Origin of the sequence: Pontibacillus chungwhensis BH030062 (genome assembly GCF_000770675.1) — a bacterium.
GTDB lineage: Bacteria > Bacillota > Bacilli > Bacillales > BH030062 > Pontibacillus > Pontibacillus chungwhensis.
Genome location: NZ_AVBG01000011.1, coordinates 103,363 through 120,543 on the forward strand (window position 1 = coordinate 103,363; position 17,181 = coordinate 120,543).

At 39.9% G+C, this 17,181-nt stretch carries 22 protein-coding genes and 1 pseudogene; 7 read left to right on the top strand and 16 right to left on the bottom strand.

The window, feature by feature from the left end:
- Positions 1-113: 113 nt before the first annotated feature.
- The gene (locus tag N780_RS14135) at positions 114-1,085 is read right to left on the bottom strand and encodes an NAD(P)H-dependent flavin oxidoreductase (RefSeq protein ID WP_036785364.1); all 972 of its coding nucleotides are present in this window, start codon (positions 1,083-1,085) and stop codon (positions 114-116) included.
- A gap of 68 nt (positions 1,086-1,153) precedes the next feature.
- Between N780_RS14135 and N780_RS14140 the strand changes: the two genes are divergently transcribed.
- Entirely contained in the window at positions 1,154-1,663 is a 510-nt protein-coding gene (locus tag N780_RS14140) for a gamma carbonic anhydrase family protein (protein WP_036785366.1), read from the top strand.
- A 90-nt stretch (positions 1,664-1,753) separates the two neighbouring features.
- Here the strand turns inward: N780_RS14140 and N780_RS14145 are convergent, their stop codons facing one another.
- Positions 1,754-2,659 (bottom strand): GNAT family N-acetyltransferase, encoded by a 906-nt coding sequence (locus N780_RS14145; RefSeq protein ID WP_036785367.1) that lies wholly within the window; start codon positions 2,657-2,659, stop codon positions 1,754-1,756.
- Positions 2,660-2,885: 226 nt separating this feature from the next.
- Between N780_RS14145 and N780_RS14150 the strand changes: the two genes are divergently transcribed.
- Positions 2,886-3,074, top strand: coding sequence for a YjzC family protein (locus N780_RS14150; RefSeq protein ID WP_036785369.1), 189 nt, complete (start codon positions 2,886-2,888; stop codon positions 3,072-3,074).
- 165 nt (positions 3,075-3,239) lie between these two features.
- Positions 3,240-3,428, top strand: a complete 189-nt coding sequence (locus N780_RS14155; RefSeq protein ID WP_036785372.1) for a YjzC family protein — start codon at positions 3,240-3,242, stop codon at positions 3,426-3,428.
- Positions 3,429-3,494: 66 nt separating this feature from the next.
- Here the strand turns inward: N780_RS14155 and N780_RS14160 are convergent, their stop codons facing one another.
- The 4 genes from N780_RS14160 to N780_RS14175 form a co-directional block, all read right to left on the bottom strand.
- Complete coding sequence (locus N780_RS14160; protein ID WP_036785375.1) at positions 3,495-4,028, bottom strand: GNAT family N-acetyltransferase; 534 nt, start codon at positions 4,026-4,028, stop codon at positions 3,495-3,497.
- 19 nt (positions 4,029-4,047) lie between these two features.
- Positions 4,048-4,452, bottom strand: a complete 405-nt coding sequence (locus tag N780_RS14165) for a VOC family protein (RefSeq protein WP_036785377.1) — start codon at positions 4,450-4,452, stop codon at positions 4,048-4,050.
- A gap of 1 nt (position 4,453) precedes the next feature.
- Positions 4,454-4,810 carry a hypothetical protein gene (locus N780_RS14170; RefSeq protein WP_036785379.1) on the bottom strand — a complete coding sequence of 119 codons (357 nt, stop codon included), beginning with the start codon at positions 4,808-4,810 and terminating at the stop codon, positions 4,454-4,456.
- Positions 4,811-4,942: 132 nt separating this feature from the next.
- Positions 4,943-5,416: a hypothetical protein gene (locus N780_RS14175; protein WP_036785382.1), complete on the bottom strand. Its 474-nt coding sequence runs from the start codon at positions 5,414-5,416 to the stop codon at positions 4,943-4,945.
- A gap of 161 nt (positions 5,417-5,577) precedes the next feature.
- Here N780_RS14175 and N780_RS14180 point away from each other — a divergent pair, with 161 nt between their 5' ends.
- Together N780_RS14180 and N780_RS14185 are read left to right on the top strand one after the other, a co-directional pair.
- Positions 5,578-5,970: a hypothetical protein gene (locus N780_RS14180; protein ID WP_036785384.1), complete on the top strand. Its 393-nt coding sequence runs from the start codon at positions 5,578-5,580 to the stop codon at positions 5,968-5,970.
- A 13-nt stretch (positions 5,971-5,983) separates the two neighbouring features.
- A complete protein-coding gene (locus N780_RS14185; RefSeq protein ID WP_036785387.1) occupies positions 5,984-6,451 on the top strand; it encodes a flavodoxin in 468 nt (155 codons plus the stop codon).
- Between the two features lie 68 nt (positions 6,452-6,519).
- Here the strand turns inward: N780_RS14185 and N780_RS20095 are convergent, their stop codons facing one another.
- Positions 6,520-6,738, bottom strand: coding sequence for a hypothetical protein (locus tag N780_RS20095; protein WP_036785389.1), 219 nt, complete (start codon positions 6,736-6,738; stop codon positions 6,520-6,522).
- Between the two features lie 183 nt (positions 6,739-6,921).
- On the opposite strand from N780_RS20095, the gene N780_RS14195 reads away from it, so the two are divergent.
- Complete coding sequence (locus tag N780_RS14195) at positions 6,922-7,557, top strand: hypothetical protein (RefSeq protein WP_036785392.1); 636 nt, start codon at positions 6,922-6,924, stop codon at positions 7,555-7,557.
- Between the two features lie 49 nt (positions 7,558-7,606).
- Here N780_RS14195 and N780_RS14200 read toward each other — a convergent pair whose 3' ends face one another.
- The gene (locus N780_RS14200) at positions 7,607-8,626 is read right to left on the bottom strand and encodes a S66 family peptidase (protein WP_036785394.1); all 1,020 of its coding nucleotides are present in this window, start codon (positions 8,624-8,626) and stop codon (positions 7,607-7,609) included.
- Between the two features lie 174 nt (positions 8,627-8,800).
- Positions 8,801-9,046, bottom strand: a pseudogene (locus tag N780_RS20100) (GyrI-like domain-containing protein); the annotation flags it as partial.
- A 472-nt stretch (positions 9,047-9,518) separates the two neighbouring features.
- On the opposite strand from N780_RS20100, the gene N780_RS14210 reads away from it, so the two are divergent.
- Complete coding sequence (locus tag N780_RS14210) at positions 9,519-10,082, top strand: hypothetical protein (protein WP_036785395.1); 564 nt, start codon at positions 9,519-9,521, stop codon at positions 10,080-10,082.
- A 127-nt stretch (positions 10,083-10,209) separates the two neighbouring features.
- On the opposite strand, the gene N780_RS14215 is transcribed toward N780_RS14210, so the two are convergent.
- The 7 genes from N780_RS14215 to N780_RS14245 form a co-directional block, all read right to left on the bottom strand.
- Positions 10,210-10,968 carry a hypothetical protein gene (locus N780_RS14215; RefSeq protein WP_036785397.1) on the bottom strand — a complete coding sequence of 253 codons (759 nt, stop codon included), beginning with the start codon at positions 10,966-10,968 and terminating at the stop codon, positions 10,210-10,212.
- 355 nt (positions 10,969-11,323) lie between these two features.
- Positions 11,324-11,728: a YhfM domain-containing protein gene (locus tag N780_RS14220; RefSeq protein ID WP_036785400.1), complete on the bottom strand. Its 405-nt coding sequence runs from the start codon at positions 11,726-11,728 to the stop codon at positions 11,324-11,326.
- 28 nt (positions 11,729-11,756) lie between these two features.
- Positions 11,757-12,974 (bottom strand): MFS transporter, encoded by a 1,218-nt coding sequence (locus N780_RS14225; protein WP_036785402.1) that lies wholly within the window; start codon positions 12,972-12,974, stop codon positions 11,757-11,759.
- A gap of 12 nt (positions 12,975-12,986) precedes the next feature.
- A complete protein-coding gene (locus N780_RS14230) occupies positions 12,987-13,376 on the bottom strand; it encodes a VOC family protein (RefSeq protein WP_036785405.1) in 390 nt (129 codons plus the stop codon).
- A 122-nt stretch (positions 13,377-13,498) separates the two neighbouring features.
- Positions 13,499-14,419: a phosphotransferase enzyme family protein gene (locus tag N780_RS14235; RefSeq protein ID WP_052115089.1), complete on the bottom strand. Its 921-nt coding sequence runs from the start codon at positions 14,417-14,419 to the stop codon at positions 13,499-13,501.
- A gap of 67 nt (positions 14,420-14,486) precedes the next feature.
- A complete protein-coding gene (locus N780_RS14240) occupies positions 14,487-14,966 on the bottom strand; it encodes a GyrI-like domain-containing protein (protein WP_036785408.1) in 480 nt (159 codons plus the stop codon).
- Between the two features lie 190 nt (positions 14,967-15,156).
- Entirely contained in the window at positions 15,157-17,145 is a 1,989-nt protein-coding gene (locus tag N780_RS14245; protein ID WP_036785410.1) for a penicillin-binding transpeptidase domain-containing protein, read from the bottom strand.
- Positions 17,146-17,181: the final 36 nt, after the last annotated feature.

A 17,181-nucleotide genomic window follows, 5' to 3' on the forward strand; every position in this document is an offset into this window, starting at 1 on the left:
TGTAATGCCATTTCATAGCGTAATAGCACACGTTAATACTCTAAAGGAATAGCGGGTGTCTGGCACGCTTTTACTTATTAACGCAAAAAAGATGAGCTATCAGCTCATCTTTTTTAGGTCGTTTCTCTTTTAGTAAGGGGGTAGCCGTTTGCAAGGATGTGAAAACGGGAGGCCGCTTCTTCCATCATAGTTACGAAGAGTTCCTGTACACTTGGAAGGTGACGGATTACCCCTGAAACTTGCCCTCCGTTAATAAACCCTTGATCAAGCTTCCCTTCTAAGGCACCTACTTTATGATAATGCTCAGAAGTGAGACGATTAAAGTCCTCCTCTGCTATGCCCTTCTCCTCAAGAGAGAGTAATTGACCTGCATACGGTGTCTTCATCACACGGCGAACCTTTCCAATACTCCGTCCTACAATTACCGTTTGAAGATCATCTGCACTTAAAAGTGTCTCTTTATAGGCTGCATGCATGGGCGAATCAGTAGTGGCGATGAGTCTCGTCCCCATTTGCACACCGCTAGCCCCAAGTGAAAGCACAGCGGCTAACCCACGACCATCTCCTATGCCTCCTGCCGCTACCACCGGAACAGATACAGCATCTACAATTTGAGGAATTAGTGTAAGCGTAGTCGTTTCAAAATTCGAATTAATGCCCGCAGCTTCGTATCCTTCTGCCACGATGACATCTGCTCCTGCTGCTTCTGCTTTACGAGCTTGTCGCACAGACGCAACCACTGCGATCACCTTCACCCCATGTTCATGAAAGTAAGGGATAAAAGGAGCAGGATTTCCAGCTGAGAGTGATACAACAGGGAGCTTCTCTTTAACGACTAATTCAACCATTTCATCTCTGTAAGGAGTTACATTTAGTGGAATATTTAAAGCAATCGGCCGTTCTGTGAGCGTTCTCAAGTCTTGCAAGATCTTCTTAACTTCTGACAGATCCATCGTACCGACTCCAACAGTACCTAACCCACCAGCTTCACTTACTGCAGCGGATAACGGAGCATTGCTCACATTCCCCATTCCCCCCTGAAGAATAGGATGTTGGATGTTTAACAAGCGACAAAGATCATTCATCTTATTTTCACCTCGTTATGAAAATGTTATACTTTTCATAAAGTTAACACAATTTAAGGAGGAATGGAATGCTTTATAAATACCTAAACGACTTCCCTATAGTCGATCGTAGCGTATTTGTAGCCCCTGGTGCTCACATTATAGGTGATGTAGAAATAGGAGAGGAATCAAGCATTTGGTTTAATGCAGTCTTAAGAGGTGATGAAGCTCCGATTCGCATCGGAAAGCGAACAAGTATACAAGACAATTCCACATGCCACCTATATGAGGATTCCCCCTTAACGGTGGGGGATGAAGTTACTATTGGTCATAATGTTGTCCTTCATGGTTGTACCATAGGCAACCGATCCATCGTTGGAATGGGCTCTACCATCTTAGATGGGGCAGAGATTGCGGAAGAATGCATCATTGGCGCAAATTCCTTAGTACCTCCCGGAAAAACCTATCCACCCCGTTCGCTAATTGTAGGCTCACCTGCTAAAGTCGTTCGTGAACTAAATGAAGAAGATCTTAAGCTCATCCAGCTTTCAATAGATTCGTATGTTGAAAAAGGGAAGCAATTTAAGAATCAAATGTAAAACCTAAATAGAACTCCCCTACAATCAGACAGTTCCCTATTTTTATTAGTCTACCTACAGGGGAGTTGAACCTCATTTATACTGTTAGTTTTATTTGATGCGTCTTTCCTCATAAGCCGCTAGTAAGTCATCTACTCTTATCCCGTTTATTGTCATTCCATCTACCAGGCTATCGACAACCTTCAAACCACTTAAATCACATTGTTCAATCGTACCTTGTTTTAAGTCGCATTTATTAAAGGAAATTGGAGCATCTTCTTCTCCCAAGTCAGTGCTACTAAAATGAACACCACCTAAAGAAACAAATTCAAACTTACTATGAGCTAAATTCAAATCAGCAAACGATGCTTGTCTGAAGTTGATATTTCGAAATTCAGATTGTCTCATGTTGCAGTTGGTGTAATGGATCTGTTCTAGATTACTATTAGTAATAGATGCCTTCGAAAAGTTAGATCCATAGACTGCTGCGTCTTGCAATTCAAAGTGTTCATATAATTTATTAAGAGTAGAAGTGTCTTCAGCAGCTACTCGTTTTTCATAACAACATTCATTGTCTGCTTCAAATACTCGCTTATAACCATGACTTTCATAAAATTGCAAATTACCCTTTTGCCGGCTGGAAGTTTCTAACTCCCATATATGTATTCTTCTGTATTCCTCTTCTATAAATCTCATAACCTTAGAACCGATGCCTTGCCCTTGTAAAAGAGGAGCAATAAATATCCGATCTACTCTTCCGAATGTTTGTCCTGTTATGGTTAGGATCACTCCTCCTTGTATCAATCCATCTACTATAACTTTATAAGTATGTAACTTTTCTATTGAGTAGCGCATTCTTTCTACCGATGTATAGCCGGGTGGTTGGATATTAAGGTCAATCGTTTCCTTTCCCTCTGAAAGATACTTTCTTGCCTCTTCATCAAAACTTCGTTTCATAACTTCTGTTAAACAACTCGCGTCTTCTAACGTTGCCTTTACTACTTTAACTTCTCTCATTTCATAGCTCCCTCAATAATGAATACAATTACTTCCTATTATTTCAAAAAAAATCTAAAAAGCAAGATGATAATGAGAATACTAGAGTACTGTACCCCTATACGTTCCTTCTTACCTATATTTTATAAAAATAGCAATTAAATGTGTTTTTCTTGTTTATAGTTGGATGATTCTGGCTATATACTAGTGTAACCATAATTACCAATAAAAAGGAGATGGAAATTGAATGGCTGATCGTTACAAGACAGGCGAGAAGGTACCAGAGAATGGTACTTATGAATTTGATGGACTTGCTGACACGAACGGAAACGGGGATCCTACTGAAGACGAAAAGCACGTTAGTCTAGAAAGTGGAGAAACATTCCCCCCATTACGTTCTAGTAAAGAAGCTGCTTACTGGAAGAAATCTAACTAAAAAGAAGAGTTGGTCGTTTGCTGATTTAAAGACTTACCTATTTTGTTTGGAGCACATGAATATTATTCTAGAATATTAAACCACACCTTCAACTGTAAGGCATGTTCAGATTAAAATGGAGCGTCCTATGGTTGCAATAAATATTCTTAAAAGGAGAGGATTCACATGGCTAACCGTTACAAGACAGGAGAAAAAGTACCTGAGAATGGAACTTACAAATTCGATGGACTGACAGATGGTCGTAAGAGTGCAAACCCCACTGAAGATGAGAAACATATTAGTTTAGAGAGCGGACAAACGTTCCCTCCACTAAGCTCAAGCAACGCTGCAGCTTACTGGACAAAGTCTAACTAAGCTTGAATACACAGGAAACCCTGCCAACCTTTAGGCAGGGTTTCTCTTTTGTATCCTTAGCTTCCTTTATGCTTCTTCAGAAAGAAGACCATACATATAAGTATCATGAGCAACCCCATTCTGAACAATATATTTCCTTAACACACCTTCTTTTTGGAAACCAAATTTCTCTAGCAATTGATTAGAAGGTTGATTTTCTAAGAAAACGACTGCTCCGATCCGATTTAGCTCCATCGCGTTAAACCCATAATCCACTATACTTTTTATAGCCTCTGTCATGTATCCCTGATGCCAGAAGTCAGGATGGAGCTCGTAGCCAATTTCAGCTCGCTGATATTGAGGTAACCATGCATTAAATCCAATCGTGCCGATAAGCCCAGGAGAATCCTTACGTTCAATTCCCCACCTTATTCCTCGCTTGGACTTAAAATTTGTAGCAAATAGCTCCACTAATCGCTGTGCCTGCTCAATACTCGTCATTTTGTCCTGACCATAGAACTGGATAACTTCATCTTTAGAAAAGCAGTCGAACAACGCTTGGCTATCCTTTTCCTCAATTTCTCTTAACCACAGTCGGTCTGTTTCAATTACGGGGAACATCCATTCACCTCATATTCCATTATTCTATTTCTGGAGCAACTAGCTCTACTTTTATCCGATCTGGGTCTTCAAAGTAAACGGCATAATAATCTTCTCCACCAGCATAAGGGTGTTTGTCTTCATAGAGAATCGAAGTACCTTTCTCTCGTAACTCCGCAGTTATGCGATCTACTTGCTTTCTGGATTGGGCGTGAAAAGCCAGGTGGTTCAACCCTACTCGGCATCTGTGGTATGAACGATCCTTGTACCGCTCTTCAACCTGCACAAACACAAGGTATGTATCACCGAGCTTATAACTTTGCCCACTATCCCACTTTTGAAAAACTTCATACCCTAATTCCCCAAGGAACCATCCCCACAACTCTTTAGACTTTTCAAGGTCAGATACATAGAGCTCAACATGATGAAGCAATCCCTGTTTCAAATCACATCACCTCTCGTTCCCGTTTCGCACGCCAGAATGTATCAGCAAGTGAGATCACGACCACAATCCACAAAAAAGGATTATAGAATGATAGACCGCTTGCTGATTGTCCACCTATAATAGTAAAAAATGCAAGGAGAGCAACAATGTATACCGTAAACCCAATTTCCCACACATTATTGCTCCTATTATTACGTTCTCCTTTCCTCATTAAGAGGCTAGTCACAATTAAAACGCTATAACTAACGAGTAGCAACCACTTAACCCATAGGAATCTAACCTCATTCGAAAGGAAGAAATCATAAGTGAGTAATCCGGTATAAATGATAATAAAAGTCAACTCGATTACTCGATTCACTCCCCACTCCCCCTACACTAAATAAGCTACTTTACTAATTTCTACTGACCTCGCCAAACACCTTCCAAACTATGACAATTTTAGATAAAAATGAAGCCACCCTATGTTTAGAGTGACTTCATTTTATTTCATTTAGGCAACATGTAGAATATGGTGCTCTCCTGTTGTTAGATTTACGTATTCCACACTTGTCGGTTTGGCCTGAAACATGTGCTCACTGCACAAAATGGCTTTCTGAGCATAGTCTTCGAGAGCATGAGAACTACATTCTACGAAGAATTTCCTAAACCTTACTTGTTTATTCTCATGGCTAATGACGGTATGATCCAATCGAAACGCCTTTCTATTGCTTGGATTTACGCCTTTCCATAAAGGACAATACCAAGCATGTTTATCCTGGTATAGATCTATTTGTTGCAGTAAGTGATCAATAATTTGAACAAAAGCAATATAATCACAGCCAGACTTAAAGAAGGTATTCTTTCCTATTTCTTGCTGCTTTTCATGCACTATATGTAATATCGAAGAAGTCGTTCTTTGATTCACAGGAAGCAGGTAAATTTCATAGATGATGTGATTGACAAATTTCTGGTACTCCAGTGTCATTCGTCCTCCCCCTCTCATTTTTTAGCTTTATTATGTCATGATTGAAAATAATTATCAATATCAATTAAGTGTTGACGATGAGAATTGTTTTCATTTATAATCAGTTTAATGAGTGATAACCATTATCATTTAACTACACCCTTTTTGAAAGGAGTTCCAATATGGAATCTACATTTCTTGTAACGAAGTCCTTTAAACATAAAGTAGATTGTTTTTGCTCCTCCAAACATCACACGAATACAATCCCTTTTCAGCGTGGTGATCGTATAGAACTCACAGAAGATATTAAAAACGTGGAACCACTTGGTTGGTATGTGCGCATCGTTGTAAATGAATCTTACCAAGTTTATGTACATATTGATGATCTTGAACAGTTTCACGACCAAAACCTGATTTGTTCTGAAATGGATCTTGAACTAGAATATAACTACTACTCCTATAAAGTGAATGCATCCTTAGATCATAAAGATCAAGAACGGTTCATGTACTATGTCCAAAAACTAGAAGACGTAAACTATGTGCTAACCAAAACGTTAGCCAAGACTTCATCTTAAAGGAGCTGTGAATATGGCATCCATTTTAATTGCATATGCCAGTATGTCTGGTAACACTGAAGAAATAGCCGATCATATTATGAGCGTGTTCAAGGATTATGAACACTCCGTAACGCTCGATGAAATGGAAGAACTTGAACCCCAAGATCTATTAAATTATGATGCTGTCTTGTTAGGTTCTTACACATGGGGAGATGGTGACCTTCCTTATGAAGTAGAAGAATTTTATGAAGAGATGGAAGAACTTGATTTAGCAGGCCTCCCTGCTGCATCTTTCGGATCTGGGGATACCTCTTATCCTAAGTTCTGTGAGGCTGTAAATTTATTTGAAAACAGACTTCAGGAATGTGGTGCAACCATCGTTCAAAAAGGATTTAAAATAGAAATGGCGTTAAACGTCAAAGAGGATTATGAACAGTGCACAGCTTTTGCTCGTTCATTTTTAGATAACATGAATGGTCAAAATCGTATAGCTACCTAAAAAAAGCGCAATGCTTCTTGGTAAATAACCTTTCTAAAGGCATATTACAATGTAGCGTTGCGCTTTTTTTAGAAGTATTTTTGACATGCTGCACAGTAAGGGTCTCCATTTCCGCGCTTTTGTTTCCCAGAGCATGTCGGACACTGAATGTAAAAACTATTATCATTGGCTACACTAGCAAAGCCACCTCGAAAAAAATTCTTCATCCCACCCTCTATTTTTCCGAAAAGCAAAAATGGAATTCCAATCGAACAACCTAACAAGATACATATAAGTAAGATCGTCATGCTTTCATCTTCCTCCTACATTATGTAATCGCATTCTTATATCTTAATCATACCATCTAAATTCCATTTTTTACTATGCATTAGTTTCGATAAATCCTATCACACTTCAAAAACGAAAGAAAATAAAAGACATGTTTTCCTCTTCTACGTTTGTGAAACACCTATTAATAAAGGAGGAAAAATATGAAAAAGGTAGTAGCTTTATTGTTGCTTGCGCTTCCGTTGATAGGGTGTGCAGCAAAAGAAGATGAAGGAGGACAAAAGGAAAGCACACAAATGTCAGAAGAGCACCAGGCAAATAAGGAGAAGAAAGAAACTCTTAGCTCACAAGACGATACGGAAAACAATAGTAAAAATAACGCATCAAAAAATACCAACGATAGCGAATCATCAGAAAGTAAGACTAGTGATCAGCCTACTCTTTCTAAGCAGGAAGCTAAACAAGTAGCACTCGATTATGAAGAGGCCATTACACATACGATTCAGGTCATGGAAGATGACAATGAAGAGAACGACTATACATCTACTTCAGAAATTGCATCCTTTTATAAAGAAACGATGGCAGAAGAATTAGCCTCGTCTAATGCAGAGGAATTGTTTTGGACCAGGGATGGGAAGTTCCAAGTAAAGCCCAGAGACGGAGGGTTAACACTACAACCCGATCAACCTTTTACGTTCAATAAACTCGGAGATCAAACTTATGAAATAGTGCAGGAAAGGAACAATGAACTAATCGGCCATATAAAGGCGCACTTCAAACTAACCCACAACGGGAATCGGTGGGTCATGCAAGAGATTACTCGAGAAGAACTCCAATAAAGCTAGCACAAGAAGTGCTAGCTTATGTAACATGAAGAATAAAAAACTACTACGGTTTGAATTTCTGAACAAAAGTGCCCGCTCCATTCTGAACACTAACTTTCGCATAGGCTCCATTCACAATGGTCAATTGAGGCGGAACGTGCCCACAGTCTATATCATAAATAATAGGAACATCTAACTCGTCAGCCAACTCCTGATACACATCTAGCACCTCATAATTCCCTACAGGGTGATTAGCAGGACTTCTCCCAAAAAGAATACCAGATATATGATTAAACCAGCCCGCTAGCTTCATTTGAGTAAGGGTTCTACGCAGATCTGTCGTGGAAAGCTGGCAATTCTCAAAATACCAAAGAACCGGCTCAGAACCGATGTACTCCTGTTGGAAATTATCTACTCTATCAAATGGAGTTCCCACTAAATGACGTACAACATCGATACATCCACCTAGTAACCGTCCCTCCACCTGGACCGGAGCACCTGTTACTGTTTTCCATTCTGTAGATTCCGTTAAATGGAAGATGTGTGGAGTTGGATTTTCGAAATCCCACTCTTTCTGATAATAATCAGAAGAATACTGTGTAACCGCCCCTCCCTTTTCAGTCGTTAACACATCAATCCATCTGCTAGTTGTAAGGTCTGACTCTTCCCCTCGCAAATCAACAAGATTCGTTCCATGGGCTGTTGCGATACCCGTTTGTAGTGTAGTAGTTAATAAGAGAAGACTTGTATCTGAATATCCAAGCACCCACTTTGATGGTAAATCGTCAAAATGGATGTGCTCAAGCGTCTCGATTAGGAGTTCTCCTCCCCAAGGTGGGATAATTAAATCCACGCTATCGTCTCGCATCATATCATTAAATTCTTGCGCCCTTTCTAATGCAGAGGCTGATCGCGCCTTATCCTGTTTCCAGGCTGTTTGACCAAAGACCATTGTCTTACCGTTTCTCTTCATCTTTTCTTCTGCTTGCTGTAAAAGGGGATGAAGCTCTTCTGGCACACCTGAAGATGGCGCAGTGACTCCAATTGTATATGTGTCTTCGGTTAGACGTGGATATAAAATCATGCAGAACCCTCTTTTCCATTTTTAGCTAATAGTAACAGAAGATTAATAGAGGATCTAGTAAAAGCTTATAACATGAAAGGGGCCTGATTCCCTTGCCCTTTCTTGTAAAACAGCAGATACTATCTCCCATTAAATCAATCTCCACCTTCATCGGTTACCTCCTTGCTCTGCTTATCATAGTCGAATCGGTACCCATACCTCTTCTTCAGCTTCAGCATCCGCCGGGTGATAACCTTCTTGCAATCGTTCAAAATGAGGTCTGTCATCAATCACATAAGGAGACTCAGGTAGCCACGTTTCATAGATGTACGTTAATGTTTGCATAAATGTGCTGGCTGGACCTTTGTGAATAAAAACAGCATACTTCCCTTCAGGAAGCGTGAAGACTTCCATAGAAGGAGGGATATGTTTAAGTTCTGAAACCTCAACTAACGCTTATTTCGTAAATTCCTCATTAGGATCCACATTTCTAAATGAGAACAGAGACGAATACACTTGGAGTGAGTAAAAACATGGATCAATTCGGTCGTGTATTTGATTTCTTTCAGGCATAAACGAACGCCATAACTCTGCAGTGCGATCATTCTGGAACGACATGACCATGCTTTTTCCTACTAAATGTTACTTTTTAATTTCAAGTATTTTTGGTTCTATGTTCATTTCCTCCTCAGAATCATGTATGTGATCGAAACTGGCACTTGTTAAACACCGGACTTCACTTAAATTATTCCTCTAATAAAAATTTTACGATCAACTTCTATAAAATTTCCAGTCTTTTTATTCATGAAGAGATTCTGGTTAGCAAAATGTTTTTAATAAATTACAAAGCACATAAACCCGTTGGAATTTTATGTTAATATAAGATGATACAACTACATAAGGGGATGAGGTAGTGAGAGTAGGAACTGGCTTTCTGTTCATGATCTTCATGTTACTGCTTAGCGCTTGTTCTTCACAATCAAGTGGAGTTACGGCTTCTTTTAACAAGCAAGTAACTGAAGAACTTAGGACTGATGTATTTATACCTGAATATAAAGAGTACCCCATTACTTCAGCACAAATTGTTTCTGTCCCAACTGGTGACGCAAAAGATCTAGCTGTGGTTTACTCTAAGAACAAAGGGACATTGATGGATGAGGAATATATTGATGTTTACGAAAAAGATATGGGGTCAAACGTAGTGTATGGCTTATACGATGGAGAGCCTTGGCTATTTAGAATAACGTATAGTAACGTAAAAACAACAATCAGCACCGATGATATCGATATAAAGAATATAAATGGAGTAGATGTTCAATTTAGTGAAAGAAAGGTTAAGGATGACGAGATAGTACTCACGTTTTTTAACGTAGAGGAAGGTTCTTATTCCATTGAGTTTGTATTGAGAGAAGGATTAACAAAAGATAAAGCATTTGAAATTGCTGAATCCATAATCAAGAATACAACGCAAGGATAGAAAACTCAGTCCATCATGTGGTCTGGACATATATAACAGAAACAAAAAAGAGGCTAATTCCTAAACGAATGGCCTCTTTTGTATTCATGTCTATTCACGAATCCTCTGTTACAAGATGAGGCTTTTCTTATACTTGCTCAGGATCAGACTCGTGAGAAAAGAATAGATAAAGAGCAGCAAGTGTAATAAAAGTGAGCAATATATATTGAATGGAAGCAATAACTAACCCTACTCCCATAAAGGTAATCAAACTATAAGAAATCGCTCGCTTTTGACGGGCAGTGCCCGTTCGATACCCATGAATAATGGCAAGTATAGCAGTTATAGCAATTAAGGTCCCCCCAAGAATAAAGGTTCCATCCTTATGCGTGACGTCCATAACAGTAATGATCCCAATCATAAACCCAGTAATGTCAAAGGTTGAAGTGATCTCGGAACCAAAAGCATAGTGAGTGCTCATAATCGATAAGAATAAAAGTCCAGTAAACATCACTACATATGCGTGCCCCAAAGAGACTGCAATCATTAACATGACCAACAAAACTACAGAAATCACTCTTGTACTATTAAATGAAATTTTATTTGCCATGTGAACCGCAGACATTACGAATAAGAACCATATAATCGTTAATGGAATCGTAACAAATTGAAATGACAGTCCCTCATTCAGTAGAGGGAAGAACATATAATCTAGTTGAATATTTCCGAAAATGGATACAATTAAAATAGCCGCTATTCGTCCGAACGTTCTTCCTATTTCGCCGATCCATAAGGAGTTGGACCCATAATCCGTTAGAATAAGAACGAGTCCTCCCACTATAATAGGAACCGAATAAAAACCTTCCGAGCCAATTAGGAGGAGCCCAATAGTAAAACTTAGCCACATCACAACACTACTCGTTATCCTGGGCGTATTCAATAACCTATCATCGTAAGAAACCTTAGCCATTTGTTTACAAATAAATGGGATTAAACAGCATAAAACTACCGCCAGATTCAACTCCGCACCACCTTCTCAAAAGATTTCGATTACAGAACTTTCGCCACAACCGGTACTTAATAACTACATACCCTTATTGTAACTGGAACCTTTTAAGAAGTCTTGTATTCTTTGTAAATTTTATTTAAATTTTCTGTTAATTTACCAAATATTGATGGAGTAGGAGGGATAGAGGGACAGGTACGTTGTCCCGTGTGACGACCTAATATTTCGGGACGCGAAGGGACGAGGTACCTGTCCCCTAATCCCTGAGAATATCGTCGAGCTTATTTACATCTGAGGAGCTTATTTCAGCGAAACGTGAAGGTTTTTCCATGATAACACCACTCCCAAGGTCTTGATTTAACCATAAAGAATAAGAAATGGTATCTCCGTTATCAAGAGAAAAATCTAACCGATAGTCAGAAGAAGGCAAATCCATACGGTCATTTTGCTCCTTTACATCTTGAGCTAGGTTAATAAGAACTTTAGCTTCTTCAGTATTCTCATTAACTTCTCTCAACAGCTCATATGAATCTTCTGATTGATATTCGTATATCAGAACTTTTTCTGGTTTATTCCCATTCCATGTTGCATGACAACCTGTGAGTCCAATTAAAACGAATAGAAAAAGAATTATGATTGCCTCATACCTAAACCACCTCAAACTTTCTCCCCTCCTCTACACGTATCACTCATAAAGATACATGATGATTAGAAAAATCGTTGTGTTCTGTTGGAACAAAGACCTTAAATAGCAGTAAAAGAGCCAATACCGTTCCAACTCCCGCAAAGATCAGACTAACCACCTGCAGCGTAAACCATTGAGCAAACAGTCCAAGAAGTGTCGTTAACAGAATTTGAATCAACCCTTGAATCATATTTGCTACACTTCCAAATCGCCCCATGAGATCAACTGGTACTGTACTTTGAAAATAAGTCGCGTATCCCGCATTCGCAAACGCCATGAAAAATCCTAAAAAGATAAAAGCCGCTGTTGCCGTTAACATATTAAAGGAAGAATAGAAAAGCACATAGCCTATAGAAGAAAGTAAAATGCCCCCAGCTAAGTAGAGTCTTGTAGAAAGTTTGTTCGCAAATATGGCAGCGACACTTCCTCCTGTTAATGACCCAACCGCTGTTACACTGACGATCAGCCCATAATTTTGATCAGAAAGGTTTAAGTGCTGTTTTATGTAAGTTACTTCTTGTGAGTCTAATGCAAAACCCATAATCATTGCGCCTTGAAACAATAGGTAAATGGTTATAAAGAATGGAGCTCTTCCGGCAAATGCTCTTAATATTTTCCAATCATTCACGATCCCTTTCCACCTCATCGGTTCACGTACCTTTCCTGATTGATCACCTACGTCAGGAAGAAGGAAGATGAGGAAAGCACATACAAGAAAAGTAATCGCATTTATCACAATACAAAGTTCGGTTCCTACCATCATAATCAACACACCAGCTAATCCTGGACCGATTAGGAATGCTCCTGAATTCGTCATACTCAAAAACGAATTAAACCGCTTCCGTTTCGTTTGAGGTATGAGTTTCGTTATGTACACAGATGAAGCGGGACCGAAAAACGCTCCAATCATATTAATTAAAAGGATTAAAGAATAGATCCCCCATAGAGATGATAGAAAAGGAATACATAAAACGAGTGCACCTCTAATGATATCCACAAACACCATAATCTTTCTCTCATTCACCCGGTCTACGACACTCCCCGACCACACGTTCATCAATAAAACTGCGATTGGCTTCAACACATAAAGGCCTGCTACAGCGGCTGCAGAACCCGTTAGGTCTAAGATCATTAGATTAATCGCAATTAAATAGATCCAGTTCCCCAAGTACGAGATCCCAACGCCTGATAGTAATAAAATCGGATTCTTCCAGGTACTCATTTTTGTACCCCCTTACTCAGAAGTGATCCGAATCAAATTTCCATCTGGATCAGCAACTTTGAAACCTCTCATACCCCATGGATAAGTTTGAATCCCTACGACGACCGGATAGTCAACGTGCAGAAATCGCTCATACACAACTTCAAGGCGATCAACGACGATGATCATTTCTGCTCCGTTACCCTTCCCCTGAGCCATGCCATTTTGATCGAAATAGGTGCGTTCTTTCTCCTTTTTATTCAATATTTGTTCTGAAGTCAGAAGGAGCGAGAAACAGTCGTAATTGAACCTAGCTGCACGCTCATTCCTCCCATATAACTCTAGTCCTACAAGGTTTTCGTAAAATTCCAATGATGCTTCTATATCTTTTACGTAGTATTCCATTCTGAATAAAATACTCATTCCATCTCTCCTTCTATGTTTTGTGCGTCATTCACTTTATCTCCTTGCTTAACTTTAATTGAATTAGGATAATCACTTTCATGCCTCTTAATCACAATCCAATTTCCATCCTTACACCTCCGTTAAATAAAAGATGCTCCTGAAAGTTCACTATCAATGAGTTCCATATAGCGTTCTATAAATCGCGAGGGGTTCTCTTTTATATGATCGATATCAAGACGCTTTGGTATCTTTCCCATCATATACATAATCCTTAGTGCTGTTCCCGCTCGGACAGTTTCCTCTGATGGCATATTTTCATATGCAGCTGAAAAAGATGGCCAATATGTCTCGAGTTGGCTTGAAGCCAAAAGGTGCATGCGGGGCACCCCAATATCAAAGGCCCGATCTCCAAACCCACACTCATCAAAATCGAGCAGATACCACTGTTCTCCACTTTCAATAATGTTCCCAAAGAAGACATCACCATGGATGAATTGATCGTTTGATAGATGAGGCAGCCATTTTTTCATTTCTTCACCCTTTCTCTCACATTGTTCTTTTTGCTGATTTGATAAAAAAGATGCACTACAGAGAGAAGAAATTGCTTCATAGATAACATCTTCCCCCTTGTAGGAGGGACGACTTTGGAGGGAACGATCTAACTCTAAACTAGAATTCACCTTAGGTATTGTAGAATGAAATGTAGACAGTAAGGACCCTAGTCTTGCGTAATCTTGGTGATTTGGAGTACTAATCCCATTTCCATCTATATATTCAAAAGCTAAATAGAATCGAGAGCCAAGTTTGGTAATTTCATACCCATTTATATTCTCAACAATCTCAGGTACAGGCAGAATAGAACGAACATGCCTCATCCATGCCACTTCTGCTTTCACCTGTTGCAGCGTATAACGATGATGACGATACCGCCTTATTACGAACTTTTTATCACCACTTTGAAACAGAAACGTATCATTCTCCCCGCTGTTTAAAAGGGAAAACTCTCCTTCCTTAACTCCATAAGCGCCTAGCAGTTCTCTCTTTTCTTTAGTTTGTATCATCTATAGACCCACCCCTCATCTACGACTTCCCCCTCAATAGTCACTTCGTTATTCGCAATCTTTGCGCTTACATTACCGGATCACAAAGTTCCACATCATTCTCATGCTCAGACCATTTCGAATACACTTCTAATGACCACTTTGCTGGCACCCTTTTATACCCTTGTTCCTCTATCCATTGGTGCAAATCATCATAAACCTTATATATTCCTGAAGCTTCTCCTTTGTAATTCAGAACCGCATACTTCTGGGCGGGCACAGCCAATGACACCATTTCTTTAGGAATATCCTCAAAATCATATACTTCATAACAAACCCAGTAGCCGTCATCTTCTATTGAGGTTTCTGAAGCTTTAAATGCACCAATAAGCTGCCCCGAATCAACTAGCTGATTGATTTCATCTTTACGGCTTTCGAGCCGCTCAAAGGCTATCGGTATTTCAAGACCATATTCCTCTAACTCATTACACACTACACGATACCCGACTAATTTCTTTTCGTTAACAGTTTTAATCCCACGTATTGAGGTGCTTGAACGTGCACACATATACCGCCCTCCATTTCAAAAATTTATAATCGTATCATTACTCCCTTCTATAAAAAGGATATATTTTCCTTCATCGCCTTTGATATGGAGGGACAATGTACCTGTCCCTAATGTCCCGCTAAAATAGCGCGTGCCCCACTTGTCTTAGACAGTGGGGCACGCACTTTTATCCTTATTTAATGAAAATACATTACCTAAGCTGGTCAAGGACATTCTTCACTTTAGGGACTACCTCATGACTACCATCCTTTGCATCTTCTATCATCATCGATACAAGAAGGTTTTCGGAGTCCGTGTTCCATGCTACAAACCAGCCATTCACCTGACCTGCTTCTTCCCCAGCCTTTTTCAACTCTGCTGAGCCTGTTTTTCCAGCTATGTTCAACCCTTCCACAACGGGTTTATAAGCCGTTCCTGCAGCGTCATGCACAACTGCTTTTAACCTTTCTGTGATAAGAGATGCTGTTTCTTGACTTATCACATTCTTATGCCAGGCTTGACCTGTTTCTTCATCCGCTAACAAAGTTGGCTTCAACAGCGTTCCGCCTGTTACAAATGGCGTATACGTCATCGCTAAGTGCAAGGAGCTCATCTCCACTTCGCCTTGACCATAACCTGTGGCGGCCAGCAATGATTCATTGCCAATCGTGTTTTCATTGGCCACCTGCGACTTCTGAATCGAGTAAGGAAAAGGGAGGTCCTCATTAAAACCAAACTGGCGAGCCTGCTTTTGGAAAGAATCAACACCTATTTTTACAATCTTACGTGCAAAGTAGATGTTATCCGAACGAACAAGGGCATCGTGTAAGTCTACCTGGGTATCAACCGCAGCACTTGGTACTCTTGTTACACTATAACCCGCTTTAGCTTTAAAGGTTTCTCCTTTGATAACCATTTCTTTTTCAGGTTGGATCGTACCTGTCTCTAAACCAATCGATGCTGTAATCGGTTTAAAAGTAGAGCCTGGCGAGTAGGTTTTTGTAAACTTATTCAGAGTCGGGCCTTCTGAACTCAGCCCTAAACTTAATGCATTCGGATCATAAGCAGGTGTACTCACTAATGCCTTTACTTCTCCAGTAGTTGGATTGATTGCAGCAGCTGTTCCAGAATCATCTTTCATCTCTTTATAAACCGTCTCCTGCACACTTTTTTCAATCGTTAACGTTAGATCTTTCCCGTTCTCAACAGGTTTTTCTGTAAGTACAATATTCTCTGCTTCTTCTGCTTTCTTCGTTATAGATACTTTAAATCCAGGGGTCCCTCTCAGTTGTTCTTCATAAACCAACTCAAGACCTGACTTGCCAATTCGATCAGTCGAAGAATAGCCTTCTCCGTCACGCTCCTCCAGCTCTTCTGCTGTAATACTACCAACGTATCCAGTTAAATGAGCTGCCGCTTCCCCTAACGGATAGACGCGTGCTTTTTTCCCTGAATTGACCTGGTATCCTCTTGGCAGATCCCCATTTAAAATGGCATCCAATCGCTCTTTATCCGTATCAGCTACCATTGCTAACGGGACAAAGAGATCATCTTTTACCCAGGACTGATTCAGTTTCTGATTAATTTCTTCTACAGAAAGACCAAGAATCTCAGACAGTCGCTTCTTCAACTCCTCTTCATTTTCCATTACACCTGGAACAATACCCACTTCTTGAACTGGCCCTTTCACAGCAAGCCCTTCCCCGTTCACATCATATATTTCGCCGCGCTCAGGAGAAACGGTGTCAACCTGCGCCGTTTCGCCTTCTTCCATCTCAGGGAAGACCATGGAGTGAGACCACTTCATCGCCCAGCGATCCGTTTCTTCCCCTTCGTCATAGACCAGTTCAGCCTTATGACTAAAGTTAATCTTTCCACCAATGGTATCCATCGTCACGTCAAAATCAAAAACAGGGTTGGATTCTTTATCGTATTCTTGCTCTTCTTTAGACAGTTCGTATGTAACTTTTAAATTCTCCATAACTATTTCCTCATAGATGGTTGTATACAACTTTGTAAACTCTTCTTTCGTTATCCCTGCTTTAGAACGATCACTAAGAAGGTTATACATTTCTCCATACTCACCCTGATCCCATGCATCCATATAAGCCGCAAATGTATCCTCCGGTTTAGGTTGCTCAGAACAAGCCGCAAGCGCCACTAATAACAAGGTAAATAAAAAAACTCTCCAAAAGTTCATCTTCTCTCCCCTTTGCTGTCACCCTTAGTCAAAAGT